General features: G+C 62.6%; 24 protein-coding genes. 20 read left to right on the top strand and 4 right to left on the bottom strand.

Translation table 11 applies throughout. From position 1 onward, the window contains the following. The first annotated feature begins 47 nt into the window (after positions 1–47). The 7 genes from ACFOZ5_RS10760 to ACFOZ5_RS10730 all read left to right on the top strand — a co-directional run bounded on the left by ACFOZ5_RS10760 (position 48) and on the right by ACFOZ5_RS10730 (position 4596). Positions 48–341, top strand: a complete 294-nt coding sequence (locus tag ACFOZ5_RS10760; RefSeq protein WP_379887098.1) for a DUF1244 domain-containing protein — start codon at positions 48–50, stop codon at positions 339–341. Beyond that, positions 338–721, top strand: a complete 384-nt coding sequence (locus tag ACFOZ5_RS10755) for a HopJ type III effector protein (protein WP_379887097.1) — start codon at positions 338–340, stop codon at positions 719–721. The genes ACFOZ5_RS10760 and ACFOZ5_RS10755 overlap by 4 nt, the downstream gene beginning before the upstream one ends. Continuing rightward, on the top strand, positions 718–1464 hold the full coding sequence (minC, locus tag ACFOZ5_RS10750; RefSeq protein WP_379887095.1) for a septum site-determining protein MinC: 747 nt from the start codon (positions 718–720) through the stop codon (positions 1462–1464). Before ACFOZ5_RS10755 ends, minC begins: the two co-directional genes overlap by 4 nt. A 47-nt stretch (positions 1465–1511) precedes the next feature. Further along, a complete protein-coding gene (gene minD / locus ACFOZ5_RS10745) occupies positions 1512–2321 on the top strand; it encodes a septum site-determining protein MinD (protein WP_379887093.1) in 810 nt (269 codons plus the stop codon). A gap of 5 nt (positions 2322–2326) precedes the next feature. Continuing rightward, a complete protein-coding gene (gene minE / locus ACFOZ5_RS10740; RefSeq protein ID WP_379887091.1) occupies positions 2327–2584 on the top strand; it encodes a cell division topological specificity factor MinE in 258 nt (85 codons plus the stop codon). 52 nt (positions 2585–2636) lie between these two features. Further along, positions 2637–3131: a CBS domain-containing protein gene (locus ACFOZ5_RS10735; protein ID WP_379887089.1), complete on the top strand. Its 495-nt coding sequence runs from the start codon at positions 2637–2639 to the stop codon at positions 3129–3131. A gap of 79 nt (positions 3132–3210) precedes the next feature. Continuing rightward, positions 3211–4596 (top strand): PhoH family protein, encoded by a 1386-nt coding sequence (locus ACFOZ5_RS10730; protein WP_379887087.1) that lies wholly within the window; start codon positions 3211–3213, stop codon positions 4594–4596. Positions 4597–4607: 11 nt separating this feature from the next. Here the strand turns inward: ACFOZ5_RS10730 and ACFOZ5_RS10725 are convergent, their stop codons facing one another. The 4 genes from ACFOZ5_RS10725 to ACFOZ5_RS10710 form a co-directional block, all read right to left on the bottom strand. Then, positions 4608–4883: an acylphosphatase gene (locus ACFOZ5_RS10725; protein WP_379887085.1), complete on the bottom strand. Its 276-nt coding sequence runs from the start codon at positions 4881–4883 to the stop codon at positions 4608–4610. A 193-nt stretch (positions 4884–5076) separates the two neighbouring features. After that, entirely contained in the window at positions 5077–5733 is a 657-nt protein-coding gene (locus ACFOZ5_RS10720) for a phosphoribosyltransferase (RefSeq protein ID WP_379887083.1), read from the bottom strand. Between the two features lie 108 nt (positions 5734–5841). After that, complete coding sequence (locus tag ACFOZ5_RS10715; protein ID WP_379887081.1) at positions 5842–6876, bottom strand: PA2778 family cysteine peptidase; 1035 nt, start codon at positions 6874–6876, stop codon at positions 5842–5844. Between the two features lie 5 nt (positions 6877–6881). Then, positions 6882–7307, bottom strand: coding sequence for a PA2779 family protein (locus ACFOZ5_RS10710; RefSeq protein ID WP_379887079.1), 426 nt, complete (start codon positions 7305–7307; stop codon positions 6882–6884). 257 nt (positions 7308–7564) lie between these two features. Here ACFOZ5_RS10710 and ACFOZ5_RS10705 point away from each other — a divergent pair, with 257 nt between their 5' ends. The 13 genes from ACFOZ5_RS10705 (at position 7565) to phnN (ending at position 19048) form a co-directional block, all read left to right on the top strand. Then, positions 7565–8779: an MFS transporter gene (locus ACFOZ5_RS10705; RefSeq protein ID WP_379887078.1), complete on the top strand. Its 1215-nt coding sequence runs from the start codon at positions 7565–7567 to the stop codon at positions 8777–8779. 222 nt (positions 8780–9001) lie between these two features. Beyond that, positions 9002–9853, top strand: a complete 852-nt coding sequence (gene phnC / locus ACFOZ5_RS10700) for a phosphonate ABC transporter ATP-binding protein (RefSeq protein WP_379887076.1) — start codon at positions 9002–9004, stop codon at positions 9851–9853. Positions 9854–9925: 72 nt separating this feature from the next. Then, positions 9926–10936, top strand: a complete 1011-nt coding sequence (gene phnD / locus ACFOZ5_RS10695) for a phosphonate ABC transporter substrate-binding protein (RefSeq protein WP_379887074.1) — start codon at positions 9926–9928, stop codon at positions 10934–10936. A 77-nt stretch (positions 10937–11013) separates the two neighbouring features. Next, positions 11014–11820 carry a phosphonate ABC transporter, permease protein PhnE gene (gene phnE / locus ACFOZ5_RS10690; protein ID WP_379887073.1) on the top strand — a complete coding sequence of 269 codons (807 nt, stop codon included), beginning with the start codon at positions 11014–11016 and terminating at the stop codon, positions 11818–11820. Positions 11821–11878: 58 nt separating this feature from the next. Continuing rightward, positions 11879–12610, top strand: coding sequence for a phosphonate metabolism transcriptional regulator PhnF (gene phnF / locus ACFOZ5_RS10685; protein ID WP_379887071.1), 732 nt, complete (start codon positions 11879–11881; stop codon positions 12608–12610). Next, positions 12607–13071: a phosphonate C-P lyase system protein PhnG gene (phnG, locus tag ACFOZ5_RS10680; RefSeq protein ID WP_379887069.1), complete on the top strand. Its 465-nt coding sequence runs from the start codon at positions 12607–12609 to the stop codon at positions 13069–13071. Before phnF ends, phnG begins: the two co-directional genes overlap by 4 nt. A 3-nt stretch (positions 13072–13074) precedes the next feature. Then, a complete protein-coding gene (phnH, locus tag ACFOZ5_RS10675) occupies positions 13075–13707 on the top strand; it encodes a phosphonate C-P lyase system protein PhnH (RefSeq protein WP_379887068.1) in 633 nt (210 codons plus the stop codon). Further along, the gene (locus ACFOZ5_RS10670; RefSeq protein ID WP_379887066.1) at positions 13698–14846 is read left to right on the top strand and encodes a carbon-phosphorus lyase complex subunit PhnI; all 1149 of its coding nucleotides are present in this window, start codon (positions 13698–13700) and stop codon (positions 14844–14846) included. Before phnH ends, ACFOZ5_RS10670 begins: the two co-directional genes overlap by 10 nt. Further along, a complete protein-coding gene (locus ACFOZ5_RS10665) occupies positions 14843–15727 on the top strand; it encodes an alpha-D-ribose 1-methylphosphonate 5-phosphate C-P-lyase PhnJ (protein WP_379887064.1) in 885 nt (294 codons plus the stop codon). Before ACFOZ5_RS10670 ends, ACFOZ5_RS10665 begins: the two co-directional genes overlap by 4 nt. Continuing rightward, positions 15724–16536 carry a phosphonate C-P lyase system protein PhnK gene (gene phnK, locus ACFOZ5_RS10660; protein WP_379887062.1) on the top strand — a complete coding sequence of 271 codons (813 nt, stop codon included), beginning with the start codon at positions 15724–15726 and terminating at the stop codon, positions 16534–16536. The genes ACFOZ5_RS10665 and phnK overlap by 4 nt, the downstream gene beginning before the upstream one ends. A 21-nt stretch (positions 16537–16557) precedes the next feature. Further along, entirely contained in the window at positions 16558–17262 is a 705-nt protein-coding gene (gene phnL, locus ACFOZ5_RS10655) for a phosphonate C-P lyase system protein PhnL (protein ID WP_379887060.1), read from the top strand. Next, a complete protein-coding gene (locus ACFOZ5_RS10650; protein ID WP_379887059.1) occupies positions 17259–18446 on the top strand; it encodes an alpha-D-ribose 1-methylphosphonate 5-triphosphate diphosphatase in 1188 nt (395 codons plus the stop codon). The genes phnL and ACFOZ5_RS10650 overlap by 4 nt, the downstream gene beginning before the upstream one ends. Next, a complete protein-coding gene (gene phnN, locus ACFOZ5_RS10645) occupies positions 18446–19048 on the top strand; it encodes a phosphonate metabolism protein/1,5-bisphosphokinase (PRPP-forming) PhnN (RefSeq protein WP_379887058.1) in 603 nt (200 codons plus the stop codon). Before ACFOZ5_RS10650 ends, phnN begins: the two co-directional genes overlap by 1 nt. Positions 19049–19091 lie beyond the last annotated feature (43 nt).

The following is a 19091-nucleotide window of genomic DNA, read 5'->3' as shown; positions in this document are numbered from 1 at the left end:
GTTGTCTTGCCGAGAATGTCAGACATTTACAGGATGGAGCCACCACGATGAGTAACGAATTCTCCGGTCAGACCCGAACCGAAATCGAGGCCGCCGCCTTCCGCAAGCTGGTCAGCCATCTGCAGGAACATACCGAGGTGCAGAACATCGACCTGATGAACCTGGCCGGATTCTGTCGAAACTGCCTGTCAAAGTGGGTACGGGCAGAAGCCGCCGAACGTGGCGTGGAACTGTCCGACCCCGAGGCCCGGGAGCACGTCTACGGCATGCCCTACGAGCAATGGAAAGCCAGGTACCAGCAGGGCCCCAAGCAGCCCCACGAGGGAGAGCATCGGGGATGAAAATCCATGAAGCCCTGAGAATCCACCTGGCCTCGCTGGATGCCGGCCATTCCGATTTCGAGGACACCCTGGCCCTGGTGGAGCGGCATTTCGACTATAACCCGACCGGCTTCCACAATGGTCCGCTGCATAACGCCGCCGGTGAGAACGAGGGCTCATGCAAGGTATTCGCCCTCGCTCAACTGGGAAACCTCTCAGAAGCCCAGGCCCTGACACTGTTCGGTCGCCATTACCAGAGCGTACTCGACGACCCCGCCGGCACTGCCCATGGCAATATCCGCCAGTTCATGACCACCGGCTGGTCCGGCATTCGCTTTGACGGCCCTGCCCTGCGGCCCCGACAGACGCCCTCCTTTCAAAATCAGGATACTCCAGCATGACAGACGCCCCGCAGGCCACCGAAAGGCCCGCCTTCCAGCTCAAGAGCACCACGGTTTCACTCATGGCCCTGGAGCTGGCCTACTTCGACGACGACTCCTTCGAAGCCGCACTGCGGGAAAAGATTCGCCAGGCTCCCGGTTTTTTCAGGGATATTCCCGTTATCGTGAGCCTGGACCATTATGAAGGCCTCAGCAGCGAGCTCGACTTCTTCAAGCTGCTGGGCATCTGCCGCCGCCACAACATACATGTGATCGGCGTCCGGGGTGGCAACGACGACCAGCGCCGGCTGGCCCGCCATGCGGCCCTGGCCATCCTGCCGGGCAATAGCCGCCAGGATCGTGATCCGTCGCCCGAGGTAACACCGGAACCCGTGCCCGAAGCTGCCGCACCGACACCTGCCGGACCAGCGCCCGCCCGTGTTATCTCGCAGCCGGTCAGGTCGGGCCAGCAGATTGTGGCCCCTGAAGGCGATTTAATCATCCTGGCGCCGGTGCAGGCTGGCGCGGAAGTGCTGGCCGCAGGTAACATCCACGTGTACGGCCCCCTGCGTGGACGCGCCCTCGCCGGGGTGCACGGGCTGGAAAGCGCCCGTGTATTCTGCCAGTCTCTGGAAGCAGAGCTTGTGTCTATCGCCGGTCACTATAAAATCTCGGAAGATCTGCAGGAAAGCGGCTGGAAAACCGCTGTGCAGGTCCAGCTCAGGGACGACCTGCTGGTGGTGACACCACTGGAGCGTTCCTGAAGGCCGTTATTCCCGCAAATCCATTATCAGCAGACAGGATCGCAACCTTGGCTAGAATCATTGTTGTCACATCAGGAAAAGGCGGGGTCGGCAAGACCACCACCAGTGCCTCCATCAGTACGGGCCTGGCCCGCCGTGGCCACAAGACCGTGGTGATTGATTTCGACGTTGGCCTGCGCAACCTCGACCTGATCATGAACTGCGAACGGCGGGTGGTGTATGACTTTGTCAACGTCATTCAGGGGGACGCCTCCCTCAACCAGGCACTGATCCGCGACAAGCGGGTAGAAAGCCTGTATATCCTGCCCGCCTCCCAGACCCGCGAGAAGGAAGCCCTGACCAAGGAGGGCGTTGAAAAAATCCTCAACGAGCTGTCACAAACCTTCGACTATATTGTCTGCGACTCGCCTGCAGGCATTGAACATGGTGCCCAGATGGCCCTCTACTATGCCGACGAGGCCATTGTGGTCACCAACCCCGAGGTGTCCTCGGTGCGTGACTCGGACCGCATTCTGGGCATCCTGCAGAGCAAGTCCCGCCGCGCCGAAATGGGCCAGGACCCGGTAAAGGAGCACCTGCTACTCACCCGCTACAACCCGGAACGGGTGGAGCGAGGCGAAATGCTGTCGGTGGCCGACGTGGAGGAAATCCTTGCCATTCCCCTGCTGGGCGTGATTCCGGAATCCCAGGTGGTGCTCAATGCCTCCAACCAGGGTACTCCGGTTATCCTGGAGGAGCAGAGCGATGCCGGTCAGGCCTATGACGATGCTGTCGCACGGCTTCTGGGGGAGGAGCGGGAACATCGCTTCATGAACCTCCAGAAGAAAGGCTTTTTCGCACGGATGTTCAAGGGGTAAACAGGATGAGCTTCCTCGACTACTTCCGGTCCCGCAAGAACACCGGCTCGGCCAGCGTTGCCAAGGAGCGGCTGCAGATTATCGTTGCCCACGAGCGGGGCAAGCGGGAACAGCCGGATTACCTGCCCGAACTGCAACAGGAATTGCTTGCGGTAATCCGAAAATACGTCCAGATTGAAGATGATATGGTTCAGGTGGAGGTGGACCGGAATGACGACTGCTCGGTGCTCGAGCTGAACGTCACCCTGCCGGAACGCCGATAGGCCCATAACGCCCGGCACTGCCGGGCCAGTGACTGACAGGGAAGAGCGCTCCATGACCGTTATTGCCCGCGATATCATGACGCCCAACGTCAAGGCAGTGTCGGAATCCTGGACCATGGACAACCTTGCACGATTCCTCACCGAGAACGAAATCACCGGCAGCCCGGTGGTGGACGACCACGGCGATATCGTGGGCATTGCCACCCTCAAGGACATCGCCGAATTCCGCTGGTCGTCCGACCGCAAGCCCAAGGCATGGGCCAGGCTGACGCCCGAGGAACAGCGTGAGGTGCGACGGCTGCGCCTCGCCTTCCTGGAAGAAATGACCCGGCTACCGGTAGAAGTTCGCGATATCATGACGCCGCAGGTGTTTTCAGTTGACGAGTCGACCCCGGTGCGAGACATTGCGGATATCATGATGGGGGAACACCTGCACCGGATTTTCGTCACGAAGGAAGGGAAAATTACCGGCATCATAACAACGTACGACATGCTGAAACTCATATCCGACAAATCCCTGACCCGGCGCTGTGCGGACGGTGACTGAACCGGACGCTGCCACGGGCCCCTGGCCAACGGGGATTTGAGAACGCCAGACGTCGCCTGCCAGAGAGGTATCGCACCCTATGCCCAGAGCACCGCAAGCTCGCCGCAAAATGTACGTTCTCGACACCAATGTCCTGATTCACGATCCCAACGCCCTCCTCAATTTCGAAGAACACGATGTCATCATTCCGATGACGGTCCTGGAAGAGCTCGACAGCCTGAAATCCGGCAAGCAGGCGGTGGCCGCGGATTGCCGCCAGGCCATCCGCAACATCGACCGGCTGCTGGGGGATGCCAGCCCCAAGGAGATCGAGAAGGGCGTGCCCATCGTCCGGGCAAAGAAGGCGAAACCCCTGGGCACGCTCACCATCCTGATGACCACGGGGCATGCCGGTAACCATTCACTGCCGGAGCACCTCAACGACAACAAGATCATCAACACCCTGGCGGAGCTGCAGTCCCGCTTCAAATCCCGGGATATCATCCTGGTCAGCAAGGACATCAACATGCGGCTGAAAGCCCGTGGTTTTGGTGTCGAGGCCCAGGATTACCACAACGACCAGCTGCTGGATGACATCGATCTGCTGCCCAAGGGCTATCATCAGTTTCCCAACTCTTTCTGGGACAAGATCCAGAAGGTGGAGACCGTCCAGCGGGAGGCCGTCACCGAGCACCTCCTCAAACGGGAAGGCGAACTGGCAAAGCTGAACATCAATGAGTTCGTAATCGACGAACAGGGCTTTATCGGCAAGGTGTCGGACATCGACGACGACACCCTGGTGCTGCAGGACATGCACCGTCAGGACCTGATGGACGAGGAAGTCTGGGGTCTGGTGCCCCGGGATATCTACCAGGCCATGGCCCTGAACCTGCTGCTCGATCCGGAAGTACACCTGGTCAACCTGACCGGCTCGGCGGGTTCCGGCAAGACCATCCTGGCGCTGGCAGCCTGTATCGAAATGACCGTAGCCAGCAAGATGTACAAACGCATCATCGCCACCCGCTCAACCCAGGGGCTGGACGAGGATATCGGCTTCCTGCCGGGCACCGAGGCAGAGAAGATGGAGCCCTGGCTGGGGGCCATCGTGGACAACCTGGAGGCGCTCCACGAGGACGATGAGAACATGACCGCCAGCGTGGACTACATCCTCAGCAAGGTCCCGCTGCACTTCAAGTCCATGAACTACATCCGCGGGCGCAGCTTCCAGCACAGCCTGATCATTATCGACGAGTGCCAGAACCTGACACCCCACCAGATCAAGACCATCATCACCCGGGCCGGCAATGGCTCCAAGGTGATCTGCCTGGGCAACCTGGCTCAGATCGACACCCCCTACCTGAGCGCACTCAGCTCTGGCCTAACCTACATGACCGAGCGCTTCAAGCGCTTCCGCCATGGCGCCCACATCCACCTGCAGGGTGTGCCCCGGTCGGTGCTGGCGGAGTTTGCCGAAGCCAACCTGTAAACTGTAAGGCTTCAGCGGATGGCAAAACCGCTGAAGTCCCCACTGGCAGGCCGGGCTTCGCCCCTCACCAGGCTCACAGTGGCTGCCGGGGGCCCCTGCCAGCACCAGTCTTCCAACTGCCGTAGCCGGTCTTCGGGCCCTTCGGCCACCACTTCAACACGACCGTCCGTCAGATTTCTCACATAACCCTCAAGCCCCAGTTCGCTGGCCTTCTGTTCCGTGTAGGCCCGGAAGGAAACGCCCTGAACGTGGCCTTCCACCAACAGGTGACGCTGTTCGTTCGACATGGCTTGCTCCCCTTCACAATGGATTACTATCTGACAGCTTAAACCATAGGCCCCGGCAGAACCCAACGCCGGTACCGCCAGTTGCCTGGTGCCAGGCGGTTGAAATACCACCTCATCGCGCAGACTGGCGGAGGAGCGATCATGACCAATGGTACGCGCCAAACCGAACAGGCTCCGAACGAGGACCGGGAGATTATTCCGCCTCCCGGCGCCAGGCTGCCGCCAGCAATTGGCGGACCTCGTCGTCGTCCGTCTGGCCGAACTCCCGGTACCATTCACCGATTGCAGTGAACGGCTCGGGAGTCGCCAGGCACACGACATCGTCGGCTTCCTTGCGTAATCGCTCCACGGTGTCCACCGGCGCCACCGGAATCGCCACGCAAACCGACGCGGCATCCTGCTCCCGGCATGCCTGAATAGCAGCCCGCATGGTGGCGCCTGTGGCCAGGCCATCATCCACCAGGATGACATCGCGCCCGTTGATTTCCGGGGCGGGTCGGTCGCCCCGGTAGGTCCGTTCCCGACGCTCCAGTTCGGTCAACTCGGTTCGCGCAACCTCCTCAATAGACTGTGGGGAGACCGGCTGGCGCCGAAGCATGGCGTCGTTCATGACCCGGACCCCACCACTGGCGATGGCCCCCATGGCAAATTCCTCGTGACCGGGAAAGCCCAGTTTGCGAACCACCATCAGGTCGAGGGGGGCGCCAAGGCGTTCGGCAACCGGTGCCGCCACCGGCACGCCGCCCCTTGGCAGCGCCAGCACCAGCGGCCGGGCACCCTTCGGCCTGGACGCCAACGCAGCGGCCAGCTCACGGCCCGCTTCCTCACGATTGGGTATTGGCAACTTCATGGCTCCCTCCGTTCCACTTATGCACTTATCACTTCTCTGCGGCTAAATGGAAGGGTATCAAGGGAGCGCAAAGGATATCTGCTGTTGATGAGTGGACAGGGGCGTTGCTCATTCTTCGCCGGGTAATACCCCCTGCTCTGATGTCGCACACCCTGCCTCAGCCAACAGTGTCGTCACCGAGCAGGAGGCCGTGGACACCTCCGCCCCGGACTCCACTGATCCAGTGGCGAAACGGTCATCATCAGGCGCCAGCCTGCCGGCACAACGGCGTGCCTGACGGGCCGCGACAGGGCACTGACGGCGCTCCAACGCAAGCCCCAGGTTGTGCCAGGCCGGCGCTGAGCGGGGATGAAAGAGCAGCAACTGACGAAAGGCGTCTTCCGCCTGCTGCCACTGTTCCCGGGACAGGAGCTGGTTGGCATGGGCAAACCCGGCGGCCAGACTGTCGGGCCAGGCATTCAGCGCCGCCTGGTAGCTGATACGGGCCGCTTCCGCCTGTCCCACCTCCTCAAGATCATGGGCCGCGCGCACGTAGGTTACCGGTTCCGCCGTGGCGGGTAGCTCCCCCGGGCGCAGCACCACCCTCGCCCAGCGCTCGGCCCTGGCCCAGGTGTTGTCGAACACCCGGAATGGCAGGGTTGTCCGCTCCTCGGTTCCCGAATGCAACAGGAACTCCTGGTGCTGAAGGTCATAGCCTACGATCACGGCAAAATGCCACTGGGGCCACCAGCCAAAACGCAGGTTCTGGAAGACCAGCACCGGGTTGCCGGCGTCCACCTCCCGGATAATGGCTTCCAGGTCTCCATCCAGCGGATAGACCAGCATGCCCTCCGCCCGCGCGGCGGCGACCATCTCCACCTGCAGGCTGCCCTGCCGGCCGGGCAGATAGACCCTGTCGATGGTCTCGTCCAGCGTCACTCCGGCATCTCTGTGGTTCAGTACCATGGCCAGAGCGGCCGGGCCGCATTGATAGGCCTCCTGGGGGTAGAACGGCACAGAGCCGATCACGGCTTTTTGTGCAACCTCACTTCCTGCAAAGGTATCCGTGCGGGGGTACTGGCCATGGCCGGCACAACCAGCAAAAAGCGTGAACAGCAGCAGAAGGCCGGCCCGTAAAGGGCCGGCGGCGGTGGGAATGCCCATCGGGGTCAGTTGATGCAGTTAACGAAGCTGTAGATATTCGTGGCACACAGCATGTCGGTGACAATAAACACCAACAGGAACAGCACAATCACACCAACCACACCCCCGACACCAGCGCCGGCCGGCGACTCGTCCAGGGCCTGGTTGAATTCGGAAAGTTCCTCGGCGGTCAGGTTGTCAATGCGCTCCTCCACCTGATCGGGGTCGACCCCCAGGGAAGCGAGCTTTTCCTGAACTTCACCTGTGGCCAGCATGGCCTTGAGTTCCGCCCGGTCAACGCGGACCTGCTCAGACTGCAGCACTTCGGCCGTGGAGACCGGCTCAGTCGGGGTGCTGCCACCCTGGGCAAAGGCCATGCCGGTGGTGGTCAGACTCATCAGAACAATCATGATCAACGCCACAGGGCGACGGAGGCTTTTACTGATATCCATAGCTGCATCCTTCATTGCCAAAGCTCATGATTTCAAGGCAGATTTGTCCAACCGGACAAAACCACATACGGCCATCAATAATGGACCACACCTGCCGGAATGTATAGCAAGGTGACGCAACCGCAATCTTCGGTCAGTCCCTGTCAGTCAACGTAAACAGACAGTCAGGCCCGACCAACATCCAAGTGGTCACAGTTGACCAGCAGGGACGATTCGCCTACTTTCCAATAGTCTTCTAACAACACCAGATTACATCCATGACTCAGACCAGCCGACCTCCCCTGTTGCTGATGATCGCCATCGGCATGTTGTGCACCATCACTCTGGTGGTTTTTGCGCGCCTGGCCTATGGCCTCGTGATGCCTGGCATGCTGGAAGGTCTCGGGCTGGACTATCGCGAAGGCGCCAACCTGGGCACGGTAACCGCCCTGGGGTATCTGACGATGCTGATGGTGGCCGGTATCTTTGCCTCCCGCTATGGCAGCAAGCAGGCGATCTTCATTGGGCTCTGCTTTGCGTCGGCCGGCTTTACCGGCCTCGCCCTGTCGGAGAACTACTGGCTGAGTATGGCCATGATGGCATTGCTGGGCTTCGGCACGGCCTTCGGCTATACACCACTGATCTCGCTACTGGGCAGCTGGTACCCGGAAAAGCGGGGGGCTGTCATCGGCTTCGCCAATGGCGGCGTCGGCCTTGGGCTCTTCCTGGCGGGGGTGCTGGTACCCTGGCTCAGCACGACCTGGCCGGACCAGGGCTGGCGTATGGTATGGGCGGTTTTCGGCGCCGCCGCCGTATTCGCCGGCTTGGTGGTCGGGCTGTTCCTGCGCAACCCACCCCAGGGCGGCGGCAGCGGCGGCCCCGCCGATCCGGTTCCGGCCGCCCGCGCCGGTGTGTATCGCAACGCCCATGTCATCAATGTGGGTCTGATCTACGGCATCGTCGGTCTGACCTATATCGTGCAGACCATCTTCATGTACAGCTTTGCCCTGGAGTCCGGCATCCCCTCCCTCATCGCCGGTCGGCTGGCGGCCGCCATGGGGCTGCTGGGGCTGATAGCCGGCCCGCTTTGGGGCTCGATCTCCGACCGACTGGGCCGGTCCAATGCGCTGGTGCTGTCCATGGGGTCCTGTTCCGCGGCCATGGCGTTGCCGGTGGTCTCCCCCACACTGCCGGCCTTTGCCGTGCATTACATCATCATGGGGCTGTGTGTGTCCGGGCTGTTCACATCCGTGCTGGCGGCCTCCACGGAAACCGTCCACCCACGGCTGGCGCCAGTGGCCGTCAGCTTTGTCACCCTGTTCTTCGCAGTGGGGCAGCTTATCGGCCCGGCGGTGGCCGGGCTGATCGTGGAATCCGCCGGTGGCTTCAGCCGGGCCTTTGCCATCACCGCCTCGCTGATGGCTTTTGGTGTCGTACTTTGCTGGTACAGCCGGAAAAGCCAGCAACGGGTGGTTACCGCCGTCCAGGGCTGAGCCCTGGACTGGCGGCCCCAGGCCACCCTGTCACCGGACTGCCACACAAGCGACTTCAACTCTTCACTCCAGCGTCATTTTGACGACACGCCGTCGTCACATACTCACCCCATCCTGTCTATACGACCTGGCGATACGGTAGCCACCGTTCGCTGGCACGCTGTGGGGAAGTGACCCGTCACGCCCCGCACACGAACGGAATGCATCGGTGGGAGCGCACTCATGAGCTCAGAGATCACGGTCACAGGCCTGTCGAAGACCTTCGGCAGGAAAGGGGATCAGGTACGCAAGGCGCTGGACACTATCGACCTGGAGATCCGCAGCGGCGAGATGGTCGCCCTGATCGGCCCGTCCGGCTCCGGCAAGTCAACACTGCTCAGACATCTCTCGGGGCTTTGCTGCGGCGACAGCAACAGCGGCGAGGTCAGTGTCCTGGGCAGCCCCATCCAGCACCAGGGAAAACTTCATCCAGCCGTTCGCAAGAGCCGCGCCCGCATTGGTTATATCTTCCAGCAATTCAACCTGGTGGGGCGCATGAAGGTTCTCGGCAATGTGCTGACGGGGCTGCTGGGGCGGGCACCTCGCTGGCGCGGTTGCCTGGGGCTGTTCAACGCACAGGAACGAGAGCTGGCCCGGCGATCCCTAGCCCGGGTTGGCATGGAAGCCTGGGCCAACCAACGGGCGTCGCTGCTTTCCGGTGGCCAGCAACAACGGGTCGCCATCGCCCGCACCCTCACCCAGCAGGCCGAGATCATCCTGGCCGACGAACCCATCGCCTCCCTCGATCCCAAATCCGCCCGCCAGGTCATGGATATTCTCGCCGACATCAACCAGAAGGACGGCCGCACCGTGGTGGTCACGCTGCACCAGGTGGAATACGCCCGGGAGTATTGCCAACGGGCCATCGCACTGAAGGAAGGTGTCGTGGTGTTCGACGGGCCGTCCGAAGAACTGACGCCGGCACTGCTGGGCCGGATCTACGGAACCACGTCATTTGACGATGACGACGCCCCGGCACTGACCATGCCCCCGCAAAGGCCGGCCGCAGGACTGGCGCTGGCTTCCGCCGGCTAGGCCGCGTCCGGGACATTCGCTAACCAACCGAGTCACTTCGCAACACCCAATCACTGTGCAGGAGCAAGAGACATGATCAAGCAATGGATCGGCCAGGTCACACTGGCAGCCACAATCGCCTTCGGTGCCACCGGCCTGCAGGCCGAGGAAATGGACACCCTGAACTTCGGCATTATTTCCACCGAATCCACCCAGAATCTCAAGTCTGTCTGGGACCCGTTCCTGGCGGACATGTCCCGCCAGCTGGACATGGAAGTGAAGGGCTTCTTCGCCCCGGACTACGCCGGCATTATCCAGGGCATGCGTTTCGACAAGGTGGATATCGGCTGGTTCGGTAACAAGTCCGCCATGGAGGCGGTAGATCGTGCCGGTGGCGAGATCATCGCCCAGACGGTTGCCGCTGACGGCTCACCAGGCTACTGGAGCCTGATGATCGTGCACAAGGACCGTGACGACCTGAACAACGTGGACGATATCCTGGAAAACGCCTCTGAGCTCACCTTCGGTAACGGCGACCCCAATTCCACCTCCGGCTACCTGGTGCCCGGCTATTACGTGTTCGGCAAGAACGGTGTCATGGCCAAGGAAATCTTCAAGCGCACCCTCAACTCGGGCCATGAAACCAACGCCCTGGCGGTCGCCAACGGCCAGGTGGATGTGGCGACCTTCAATACCGAAAGCATGGAACGCCTCGAGATTACCGCCCCGGAACAGGCTGCAAAACTCAAGGTTGTCTGGAAGTCACCGCTGATTCCGTCTGACCCCATTGTGATCCGCAGCAATCTGCCCGAGCAGACCCGGGAGAAAGTCCGCGACTTCCTGATGACCTACGGCACCACCGGCGACGAGCGGGAAGTGCAGATCCTGGCCGACCTTCAGTGGGCACCATTCCGGGAGTCCAGCAACGATCAGCTGCTGCCCATCCGCCAGCTGGCGCTGTTCCGTGAACGCTCCATGATTGAGGCCGACGACAGCTATTCCGCGGCAGAGAAGCAGCAACTGATGTCGGAGATCGATGCCAAGCTGGCCGCACTGGACCAGCGCATGGCAGCCATCGATGAGGAAAAGGCCAAGGCCGAATAACCATCACCCTGGTCAGTGGGAGGTCAACCCGCCGGGCACCTCCCACTGCATAAACCTTCAGCGACAGGTGTTCGTCCATGCAAACCGCTTCCACCCAATCACCCCAGGCCACCGGTGCCCGGTCGCTTCTGGTCAGCAACTGGGGCTCCCTCGCGGCATGGGGCCTGGCCTGCGCCGTGCTGGCCTGGTCCTGGCAGGGTGCCGAAATGAACCCGGCAGCACTGTTCGCCGACGGCGGCAATATGGCGGAATTTGCGGCGGACTTCTTCCCGCCCGACTTCCGCCACTGGGACCTTTACCTCACGGAAATGGTGGTCACTGTCCAGATTGCCGTCTGGGGAACCGTGCTGGCGATCCTGCTGGCCATTCCGTTAGGAGTGCTGTCCTCCGAAAACCTGGTGCCCTGGTGGGTATGCCAGCCGGTTCGTCGCCTGATGGATTCGTTCAGGGCGATCAACGAAATGGTCTTCGCCATGTTGTTTGTGGTGGCGGTGGGGCTGGGGCCCTTTGCCGGTGTCATGGCCCTGTTCATCCATACCACGGGGGTCCTGGCCAAGCTGTTCTCGGAAGCGGTGGAAGCCATCGACCCCGGCCCGGTGGAAGGCGTGCGGGCCACCGGTGCCAGTGGCCTTCAGGAGGTGATCTACGGGGTTATCCCACAGGTGCTGCCGCTGTGGATTTCCTACTCACTGTACCGTTTCGAGTCCAATGTCCGGTCCGCCACGGTGGTGGGCATGGTGGGGGCCGGCGGCATCGGTGTGATCCTCTGGGAGAGCATCCGTGGCTTCCAGTTCGACCAGACCGGTGCGGTGATGATTGTGATCATTCTGGTGGTGACCGCCCTCGACCTTGCCTCCCAGTGGATCCGTAAACGCTTTATCTGATCGCGCGGCCTGGCCGCGTTTTTTTGAGCAACAGGTTGTCTAGACAAGAGGAACGAGAATGCCCGTTTATCAGGATGTGGCCCATACGCTGGAACAGGAGATCCGCCAGACCCTCAGTTGTGGTGACTACCTGCCCTCGGAAGCGGAACTGGCCAGGCGCTTTGCCATTAATCGCCATACCCTCCGCCGGGCGGTGGATCAGCTGGTGGAGGCCGGCATGCTGCTGCGCCAGCAGGGCAAGGGCACACTGGTGGTGGAACAGGCCATGGAATACAACATTGGCGCCCGCGCCCGCTTCAGTGAATCCCTGGCCGCCCAGGGCCATGAACCCTGTTGTGACGTGATCAGCCGCCGGGTGCTGGTGGCCGATGAAGCCTTCGCCAGCAAGAGCCGCTTTCCGGCGGGAACCGCACTGTTGCAGGTGGACACCCTGAGACACATGGACGGCCGCCCGGTGACCATCATCAGCCACTACCTCAAGCGGCAGCGCTTGCCGGGCCTGGAGCGGGACTACCGTAGTGGCTCCCTGCACAGCCATATCGAACAGCACCACGGCCTGCTACTGGAACGTCGCGAGGCGCTGATCAGCACCACCCTGCCCAACCAGCAGGAAGCCGAACTGCTGGGCCAGCCCCGCCACATGCCTGTGCTGGTGATTCGCTCCCGCAACGTGCTGGCCAATACCGACGAGGTGCTGGAATACAGCGTGTCACGCAGTCGCGGCGACTGCTTTGAATTCCGCATTGAGCCGCATCTCAACCGTACCGATGAAGGAGGCTTCGCGCCATGACCCAGCCATCGCCCCAAACCTCCTCACCCTCCGTCAGTGAACGCCAGCACTGGATGGCCGTACTGGCAAGGGCTGAAGAGGAGGCACTCCAACACTATTGCACTGAATTGCCGGAAAGGCCGGACTATCGCTGCCTGCGGGCTGCTGAAACCGGGCTGGCCATGGTGAGGGGACGCACCGGCGGCACCGGCACGCCGTTCAACCTGGGAGAGGTAACCTTGAGCCGGTGCGTGATTGAACTGTCCTCAGGCACCCGGGGGTTCGGCTATGTACGCGGCCGCAGCCGCCGGCACGCCGAGCTGGCCGCACTGTTAGATGCTCTCATGCAGGAGTCTCCGGATGTTCATGGCCCGGCCCTGATCGACCCGTTGCATCGACACTGGCAGCAGCAGCGTGAAGAAGCCGCCTGCAAGGCCGCCGCCACCCGCGTGGATTTCATGACCATGGTAAGAGGAAGCTGACCCGTGGAGAACCTGAATCAACAGACCCGCTCCGGGCTACCCCTGGATGAGCTTTGCACCGGGCTTGCCGAGCCGGTGAGCCAGTCACAGCAGATCTTCCGGCAGGTGCTGACCGCCCTGTCGGAACCCGGCACCCGGCTGACCCTGGCGCCAGTGCCCGCCCCAAAGGGCATACACAGCGCCGCCTATCAGGTGTGCCTGGCACTGCTGGATGCGGATACCCCGCTGTGGGTTTCTGACAGCCTGGCCACGCCTTCATTACTCAACAGCCTGCGGTTCCATTGCGGTTGTCGGGTTACCCACCGGCGCGAGGAAGCCATCTTTGCCGTTGCGTCTCCCGGCGACCTCGAAAGTATCGCGGGCTTCAGCCCGGGCAGCCACGAATACCCTGACCGCTCCACCACGGTCATCCTGCAGGTCGATCACCTTCACAGCACCGGCCCCTGGCGGCTCTCCGGTCCCGGCATCGAGCAACCGAAGCAGGTAGGCATCGAAGGTCTCGCCAATCATTGGCCAGCCTGGCTGCGGAGCAATCGGGCCAGCTTTCCCCTGGGGGTCGACCTGCTGCTGACCGACGGTAACTCACTGATGGGGCTCCCCCGCACAACCCTCGTGGAGGTGGAATCATGTATGTAGCCGTCAAGGGTGGCGAGAAAGCCATCGACCAGGCGCACCAATGGCTGGATGAAACCCGCCGGGGTAATCCGGACCAGCCCGAACTCACGGTGGAACAGATCCGCCAACAAATGGGACTGGCTGTCGACCGGGTAATGACCGAGGGCTCCCTCTACGACCCGGAACTGGCAGCCCTGGCACTGAAGCAGGCCAGCGGCGATGTGGTCGAGGCCGTGTTCCTGCTACGGGCCTATCGCACCACCCTGCCCCGGTTTCTGGCCAGTTGCCCCATCCAGACCAGCAACATGGCCATTCGCCGACGCATCTCGGCCACCTGGAAGGACCTGCCCGGGGGCCAGATTCTCGGCCCCACCTACGACTACACCCACCGGCTACTGGACTTCACCCTGATGGCCGACGGCGAACCCCGCTCCGGTGTGGATGCAGCCGACGAGCCGGTGCAGCCCTGTCCCCGGGTACTGGACATGCTGGATCAGGAGGGCCTGATCGAGGCGCCCGACGGCCTGCAGGAACCGGAGGAGCAGGAACCGGCAGACCTGACCCGCGACCCGTTGTCATTCCCCGCCAGCCGGGATCTGCGCCTGCAGGCCCTGGCCCGGGGCGATGAAGGCTTCCTGCTGGCCCTGGCCTACTCCACCCAGCGTGGCTACGGCCGCAACCACCCGTTCGCCGGCGAAATCCGCCAGGGCGATGTGGCGCTGGAAATCGAACCGGAGGAACTGGGCTTCCCGGTGGTCATCGGCGACCTGGCGGTGACCGAATGCGACATGATCAACCAGTTCGCCGGCAATGAAGAACTGGACCCCCGTTTCACCCGGGGCTACGGCCTCACCTTCGGCCACTGCGAACGCAAGGCCATGTCCATGGCGCTGGTGGACCGGGCCCTGCGTGCCCGGGAACTGGGCGAGGACCAGACCTCACCGGCCCAGGACGAGGAATTCGTGCTGGCCCACTGTGACAGCCTGGATTCCTCGGGGTTCGTCTCGCATCTCAAGCTGCCCCACTACGTGGACTTCCAGTCGGAACTGGTGCTGCTGCGACGGCTGCGGCGGGAGCATGAGCAACGCCGGCAACAGGCGCAGACATCGGAGCACCCTCAGCAAGATGCTCAGCAGGCACAGGAGGCCCGTCAGGCATGACAACCACCACGGAACAACAGCCCACCGCCACGGGCTACAACTTCGCTTACCTGGACGAACAGACCAAGCGGATGATCCGCCGGAGCCTGCTCAAGGCGGTTGCCATCCCCGGCTACCAGGTGCCCTTTGGTGGCCGCGAGATGCCCCTGCCCTACGGCTGGGGCACCGGCGGCATGCAGGTGACGGCCGCGGTCATCGGCGAGAACGATGTGCTCAAGGTGATCGACCAGGGCGCCGACGACACCACCAATGCGGTCAGCATCCGCCGTTTCTTCGCCCGTACCGCCGGCGTCGAGACCACCGAGGTCACCACCGAAGCCAGCGTTATCCAGACCCGTCACCGGATTCCGGAAACGCCCCTGGAGCAGGGCCAGATCCTGGTCTACCAGGTGCCCATCCCCGAACCGCTACGGTTTATCGAACCCCGGGAGACGGAGACCCGTAAGATGCACGCCCTTCAGGAATACGGGGTGATGCACGTAAAGCTCTATGAAGACATCGCCCGCTTCGGCCACATCGCCACCACCTATGCCTATCCGGTGCTGGTGAACGGCCACTACGTGATGGATCCTTCGCCCATCCCCAAGTTCGACAACCCCAAGATGGACCTTAGCCCGGCCCTGCAACTGTTCGGGGCCGGCCGTGAGAAGCGCATCTACGCGGTACCGCCATTCACCCGGGTGGCCAGCCTGGACTTCGAGGACCATCCGTTCGAGGTACAGGAGTGGGAGGAGACCTGTGAATTCTGTGGTTCCGACCATTCCTTCCTCGATGAAGTGGTGGTGGACGACGAGGGCAGCCGCATCTTCGTCTGCTCCGATACCGACTATTGCCGCCAGCGGCTGGCTGCCAGTGCCGATTACAACCAGGAGGCCTTATGAACCAGCCTGCACACGCACACGCCATCGAGACAGCGGTGGATCAGCCACTGCTGAACGTCAGCGGGCTCCGCAAGCTCTACGCCCCGGGCAAGGGGGTCGACGGTGTGGATTTCGAACTCTGGCCCGGCGAGGTTCTGGGCATCGTCGGGGAGTCCGGCTCTGGCAAGACCACGCTGCTGCAGACATTGTCCGGCCTGCTGCCGCCCGACAGCGGCGAGATCCGCTACCTCGGTGAACACGGGAAGCCGCTGGCACTTTACGAGCTTTCCGAGAGCCATCGCCGGCAACTACTGCGCACCGAGTGGGGCGTGGTTCACCAGAACCCGCGGGATGGTTTACGGATGTCGGTCAGTGCCGGCGCCAATATCGGGGAGCGGCTGATGGCCGTGGGCGAGCGCCACTACGGTCGCCTGCGCCAGGCCGGTGAGAACTGGCTGGACGCGGTCGAAATCGACCTCGGTCGCATGGATGACCTGCCCCGGACCTTCTCCGGCGGCATGCAACAGCGACTGCAGATTGCCCGCAACCTGGTCACCCGGCCGCGGCTGGTATTCATGGACGAGCCCACCGGCGGCCTCGACGTGTCAGTACAGGCCCGTTTGCTGGACCTGCTGCGCAACCTGGTGATGGATCTGGGCCTGTCGGTGATCCTGGTCACCCACGACCTGGCCGTAGCACGGCTGCTGTCCCATCGTCTGATGGTGATGAAGGGCGGCAGGATCGTCGAGCAGGGCCTGACCGACCAGGTGCTGGATGATCCCCAGCATCCCTACAGCCAGTTGCTGGTGTCGTCAGTACTGACACCCTGACACGTCGAAAGGAGATCCAGGATGACTGTCATGATTCAGGTGGAGAACCTCAACAAACGGTTCACCCTCCACAACCAGGGCGGCGTGTCCTACCCCGTGCTCAACAATGTCTCGTTCGAGGTGAACGCCGGCGAGTGCGTGGTACTGGACGGTCGCTCGGGCAGCGGCAAGAGCACCCTGCTGCGCTCACTTTATGCCAACTACAAGCCCCAGTCCGGGCACATCCGAATGCGGCACCAGGGCGCCCTGATCGACCTCACTACGGCCAGCGCCCGGGAGGTGCTGGCCATCCGCCGGCAGACACTGGGCTACGTCAGCCAGTTCCTGCGGGTGATCCCCCGGGTGTCTGCCCTGGAGGTGGTCATGGAACCACTGCGTAACCTGGGCGTGGACCGGGACACCTGCCGCCAGCGGGCCGCCAGCCTGCTGCAACAGCTGAACGTACCGGAAACCCTCTGGCACCTGCCACCCTCGACCTTCTCCGGCGGCGAGCAGCAACGGGTCAATATCGCCCGGGGTTTTGTGGTGGACTACCCGGTACTGCTGCTGGACGAACCAACCGCCTCGCTGGACGCCCAGAACCGGGACGTGGTGATCACCCTGATCCACCAGGCCCGGCAGCGAGGCGCCGCCATTGTTGGCATCTTCCACGACGCCGACGTTCGCGATCACCTGGCCGACCGGACCATCCCGGTAGGCAACAGCAACAGGGAGTATGCCGCATGACCACCGCCGAACTGACCCGGCAACCGCCTGTAACGGCCAGTCGGGAACAGGTGCTGACCAATGCCCGCATCGTCACCGAAAACGAGAGTTTCTCCGGTACCGTCAGGCTGAAGGACGGCCTGATCGACAGTGTCGACCGCGGCCGCAGCCAGTTGCCCGGCGCCCACGACTGCCAGGACCGTTACCTGATCCCCGGCCTGGTGGAGTTGCACACCGATAACCTGGAGAAACACTTCTCACCCCGCCCCGGTGTCATCTGGCCGAGCCAGCCGGCGGTGATTACCCACGACGCGCACATTGTGTCCTCCGGCATCACCACTGTCTTTGACGCCCTGAGCGTGGGTGATGTGGCCACCGAAAGCACCCGCATCAAGCACCTGCAGACCCTGCTCGAGGCCCTGGCGGCCACACGGAACAAGGACCTGCTGCGGGCCCAGCACCTGCTGCACCTGCGCTGCGAGGTGAGCCATCCGGATACCCTGGACCTTTTCCGGGAGCTGGTGGACCACCCCATGCTGCAACTGGTCTCGGTGATGGACCATACCCCCGGCCAGCGCCAGTTCGTGAACGAGGACAAGTACCATGAGTACTACCAGGGTAAATACGGCCTGAACGACCAGGAAATGGCTGCCTTCACTCGCGACCGTAAGGAGGCCGCCCGACTACACAGTGAACGTAACCGCAAGGCGATTGTCGGCATCTGCCAGGAGCGTGGTATTCCCCTGGCCAGCCACGACGACGCCACCCTGGAACACGTCACCGAATCCGCCGGCTTCGGCATGAGCATTGCCGAGTTTCCCACCACCCGGGAAGCCGCCCGGGCTTCCCACGACCATGGCCTGGCCGTGCTGATGGGCGCCCCCAATATTGTCCGGGGTGGCTCCCATTCCGGTAACATTGCCGCTGCGGAGCTTGCCCGGGAGGGGGTGCTCGATATCCTCTCCTCCGACTACTATCCTGCCAGTATGCTGGACGCGGCTTTCCGTGTGGCCGCCATGGAAGACAATGACTACAACCTGCCCCGGGCCATCGCCACCGTCACTGCCACCCCGGCCCGCTGTGCCAATCTGGAAGACCGGGGCACTATTGAAACAGGCAAGCGAGCGGACCTGGTGTTGGTTGCGGTACGGGACCAACTGCCGGTGATTGATACCGTGTGGAGCAAAGGGCAACGGGTCTACTGATGACAGCTGCAAAGCAACAGGATAGTGGTGGACGCCTGTTCTACCTGATGGGGCCTTCCGGTGCCGGCAAGGACTCCCTGCTGGATGCCTGTCGGGGCCGGCGGGTGGCCGGCCACAGGCTGCGAATCGCGCCCCGGTATATCACCCGCCAGGAGGACTCGGTGGGTGAGGACCATATCGCCCTGACCCCGGAGGCCTTCCGGCAGTATCGCGATAGCGGTCGTTTTGCCCTGCACTGGCAGGCCAACGGCCAGCACTATGGCATTGGTACCGAAGTGGACCAGTGGCTGGCAGACGGCGATGTGGTGCTGGTGAATGGCTCACGGGCCCGTCTGGACCAGGCCCTGGAACGCTATGCGGACCTGGTGGTACCGGTGCTGATCTGCGTTGACCCGGAAAACCAGCGGCAACGCCTGCTCAACCGCGGAAGGGAAACCCCGGCAGAGATAGACGCCCGTATTGAACGGTCCCGGCGCCTTCAGTCAGACATGGAGGACCGGTTTATCACGATCCGTAACGACGGCACTCTGGCATATGCCACTCATCAACTGCTGGCGGTAATCAATAACCAGTTGTCGGACCGGGTACTGGTCAGTGGGTGACCAGTGGCCCGTCTGGTTCATTCGCTGATCTACTGGGTGAGAC

Source organism: Marinobacter lacisalsi (assembly GCF_042651045.1).
Lineage (GTDB): Bacteria > Pseudomonadota > Gammaproteobacteria > Pseudomonadales > Oleiphilaceae > Marinobacter > Marinobacter lacisalsi.
The sequence above is the reverse complement of the archived record's forward strand: the minus strand, read 5'-3'. Positions and strand labels throughout refer to the sequence as shown.

Excerpts from the sequence above, each read along its gene's own strand:
- minC (WP_379887095.1), top strand. The coding sequence starts at position 718 with ATGACAGACGCCCCGCAGGCCACCGAAAGGCCCGCCTTCCAGCTCAAG.
- phnK (WP_379887062.1), top strand. The coding sequence starts at position 15,724 with ATGAACCAGCCTGCACACGCACACGCCATCGAGACAGCGGTGGATCAG.
- phnF (WP_379887071.1), top strand. The coding sequence starts at position 11,879 with ATGCCCGTTTATCAGGATGTGGCCCATACGCTGGAACAGGAGATCCGC.
- phnE (WP_379887073.1), top strand. The coding sequence starts at position 11,014 with ATGCAAACCGCTTCCACCCAATCACCCCAGGCCACCGGTGCCCGGTCG.
- phnN (WP_379887058.1), top strand. The coding sequence starts at position 18,446 with ATGACAGCTGCAAAGCAACAGGATAGTGGTGGACGCCTGTTCTACCTG.
- ACFOZ5_RS10725 (WP_379887085.1), bottom strand. The coding sequence starts at position 4,883 with ATGTCGAACGAACAGCGTCACCTGTTGGTGGAAGGCCACGTTCAGGGC.
- phnD (WP_379887074.1), top strand. The coding sequence starts at position 9,926 with ATGATCAAGCAATGGATCGGCCAGGTCACACTGGCAGCCACAATCGCC.
- ACFOZ5_RS10760 (WP_379887098.1), top strand. The coding sequence starts at position 48 with ATGAGTAACGAATTCTCCGGTCAGACCCGAACCGAAATCGAGGCCGCC.
- ACFOZ5_RS10665 (WP_379887064.1), top strand. The coding sequence starts at position 14,843 with ATGACAACCACCACGGAACAACAGCCCACCGCCACGGGCTACAACTTC.
- ACFOZ5_RS10650 (WP_379887059.1), top strand. The coding sequence starts at position 17,259 with ATGACCACCGCCGAACTGACCCGGCAACCGCCTGTAACGGCCAGTCGG.
- phnC (WP_379887076.1), top strand. The coding sequence starts at position 9,002 with ATGAGCTCAGAGATCACGGTCACAGGCCTGTCGAAGACCTTCGGCAGG.
- ACFOZ5_RS10710 (WP_379887079.1), bottom strand. The coding sequence starts at position 7,307 with ATGGATATCAGTAAAAGCCTCCGTCGCCCTGTGGCGTTGATCATGATT.
- ACFOZ5_RS10670 (WP_379887066.1), top strand. The coding sequence starts at position 13,698 with ATGTATGTAGCCGTCAAGGGTGGCGAGAAAGCCATCGACCAGGCGCAC.
- ACFOZ5_RS10755 (WP_379887097.1), top strand. The coding sequence starts at position 338 with ATGAAAATCCATGAAGCCCTGAGAATCCACCTGGCCTCGCTGGATGCC.
- ACFOZ5_RS10735 (WP_379887089.1), top strand. The coding sequence starts at position 2,637 with ATGACCGTTATTGCCCGCGATATCATGACGCCCAACGTCAAGGCAGTG.
- phnL (WP_379887060.1), top strand. The coding sequence starts at position 16,558 with ATGACTGTCATGATTCAGGTGGAGAACCTCAACAAACGGTTCACCCTC.
- minE (WP_379887091.1), top strand. The coding sequence starts at position 2,327 with ATGAGCTTCCTCGACTACTTCCGGTCCCGCAAGAACACCGGCTCGGCC.
- phnG (WP_379887069.1), top strand. The coding sequence starts at position 12,607 with ATGACCCAGCCATCGCCCCAAACCTCCTCACCCTCCGTCAGTGAACGC.
- ACFOZ5_RS10705 (WP_379887078.1), top strand. The coding sequence starts at position 7,565 with ATGACTCAGACCAGCCGACCTCCCCTGTTGCTGATGATCGCCATCGGC.
- ACFOZ5_RS10720 (WP_379887083.1), bottom strand. The coding sequence starts at position 5,733 with ATGAAGTTGCCAATACCCAATCGTGAGGAAGCGGGCCGTGAGCTGGCC.
- ACFOZ5_RS10730 (WP_379887087.1), top strand. The coding sequence starts at position 3,211 with ATGCCCAGAGCACCGCAAGCTCGCCGCAAAATGTACGTTCTCGACACC.
- ACFOZ5_RS10715 (WP_379887081.1), bottom strand. The coding sequence starts at position 6,876 with ATGGGCATTCCCACCGCCGCCGGCCCTTTACGGGCCGGCCTTCTGCTG.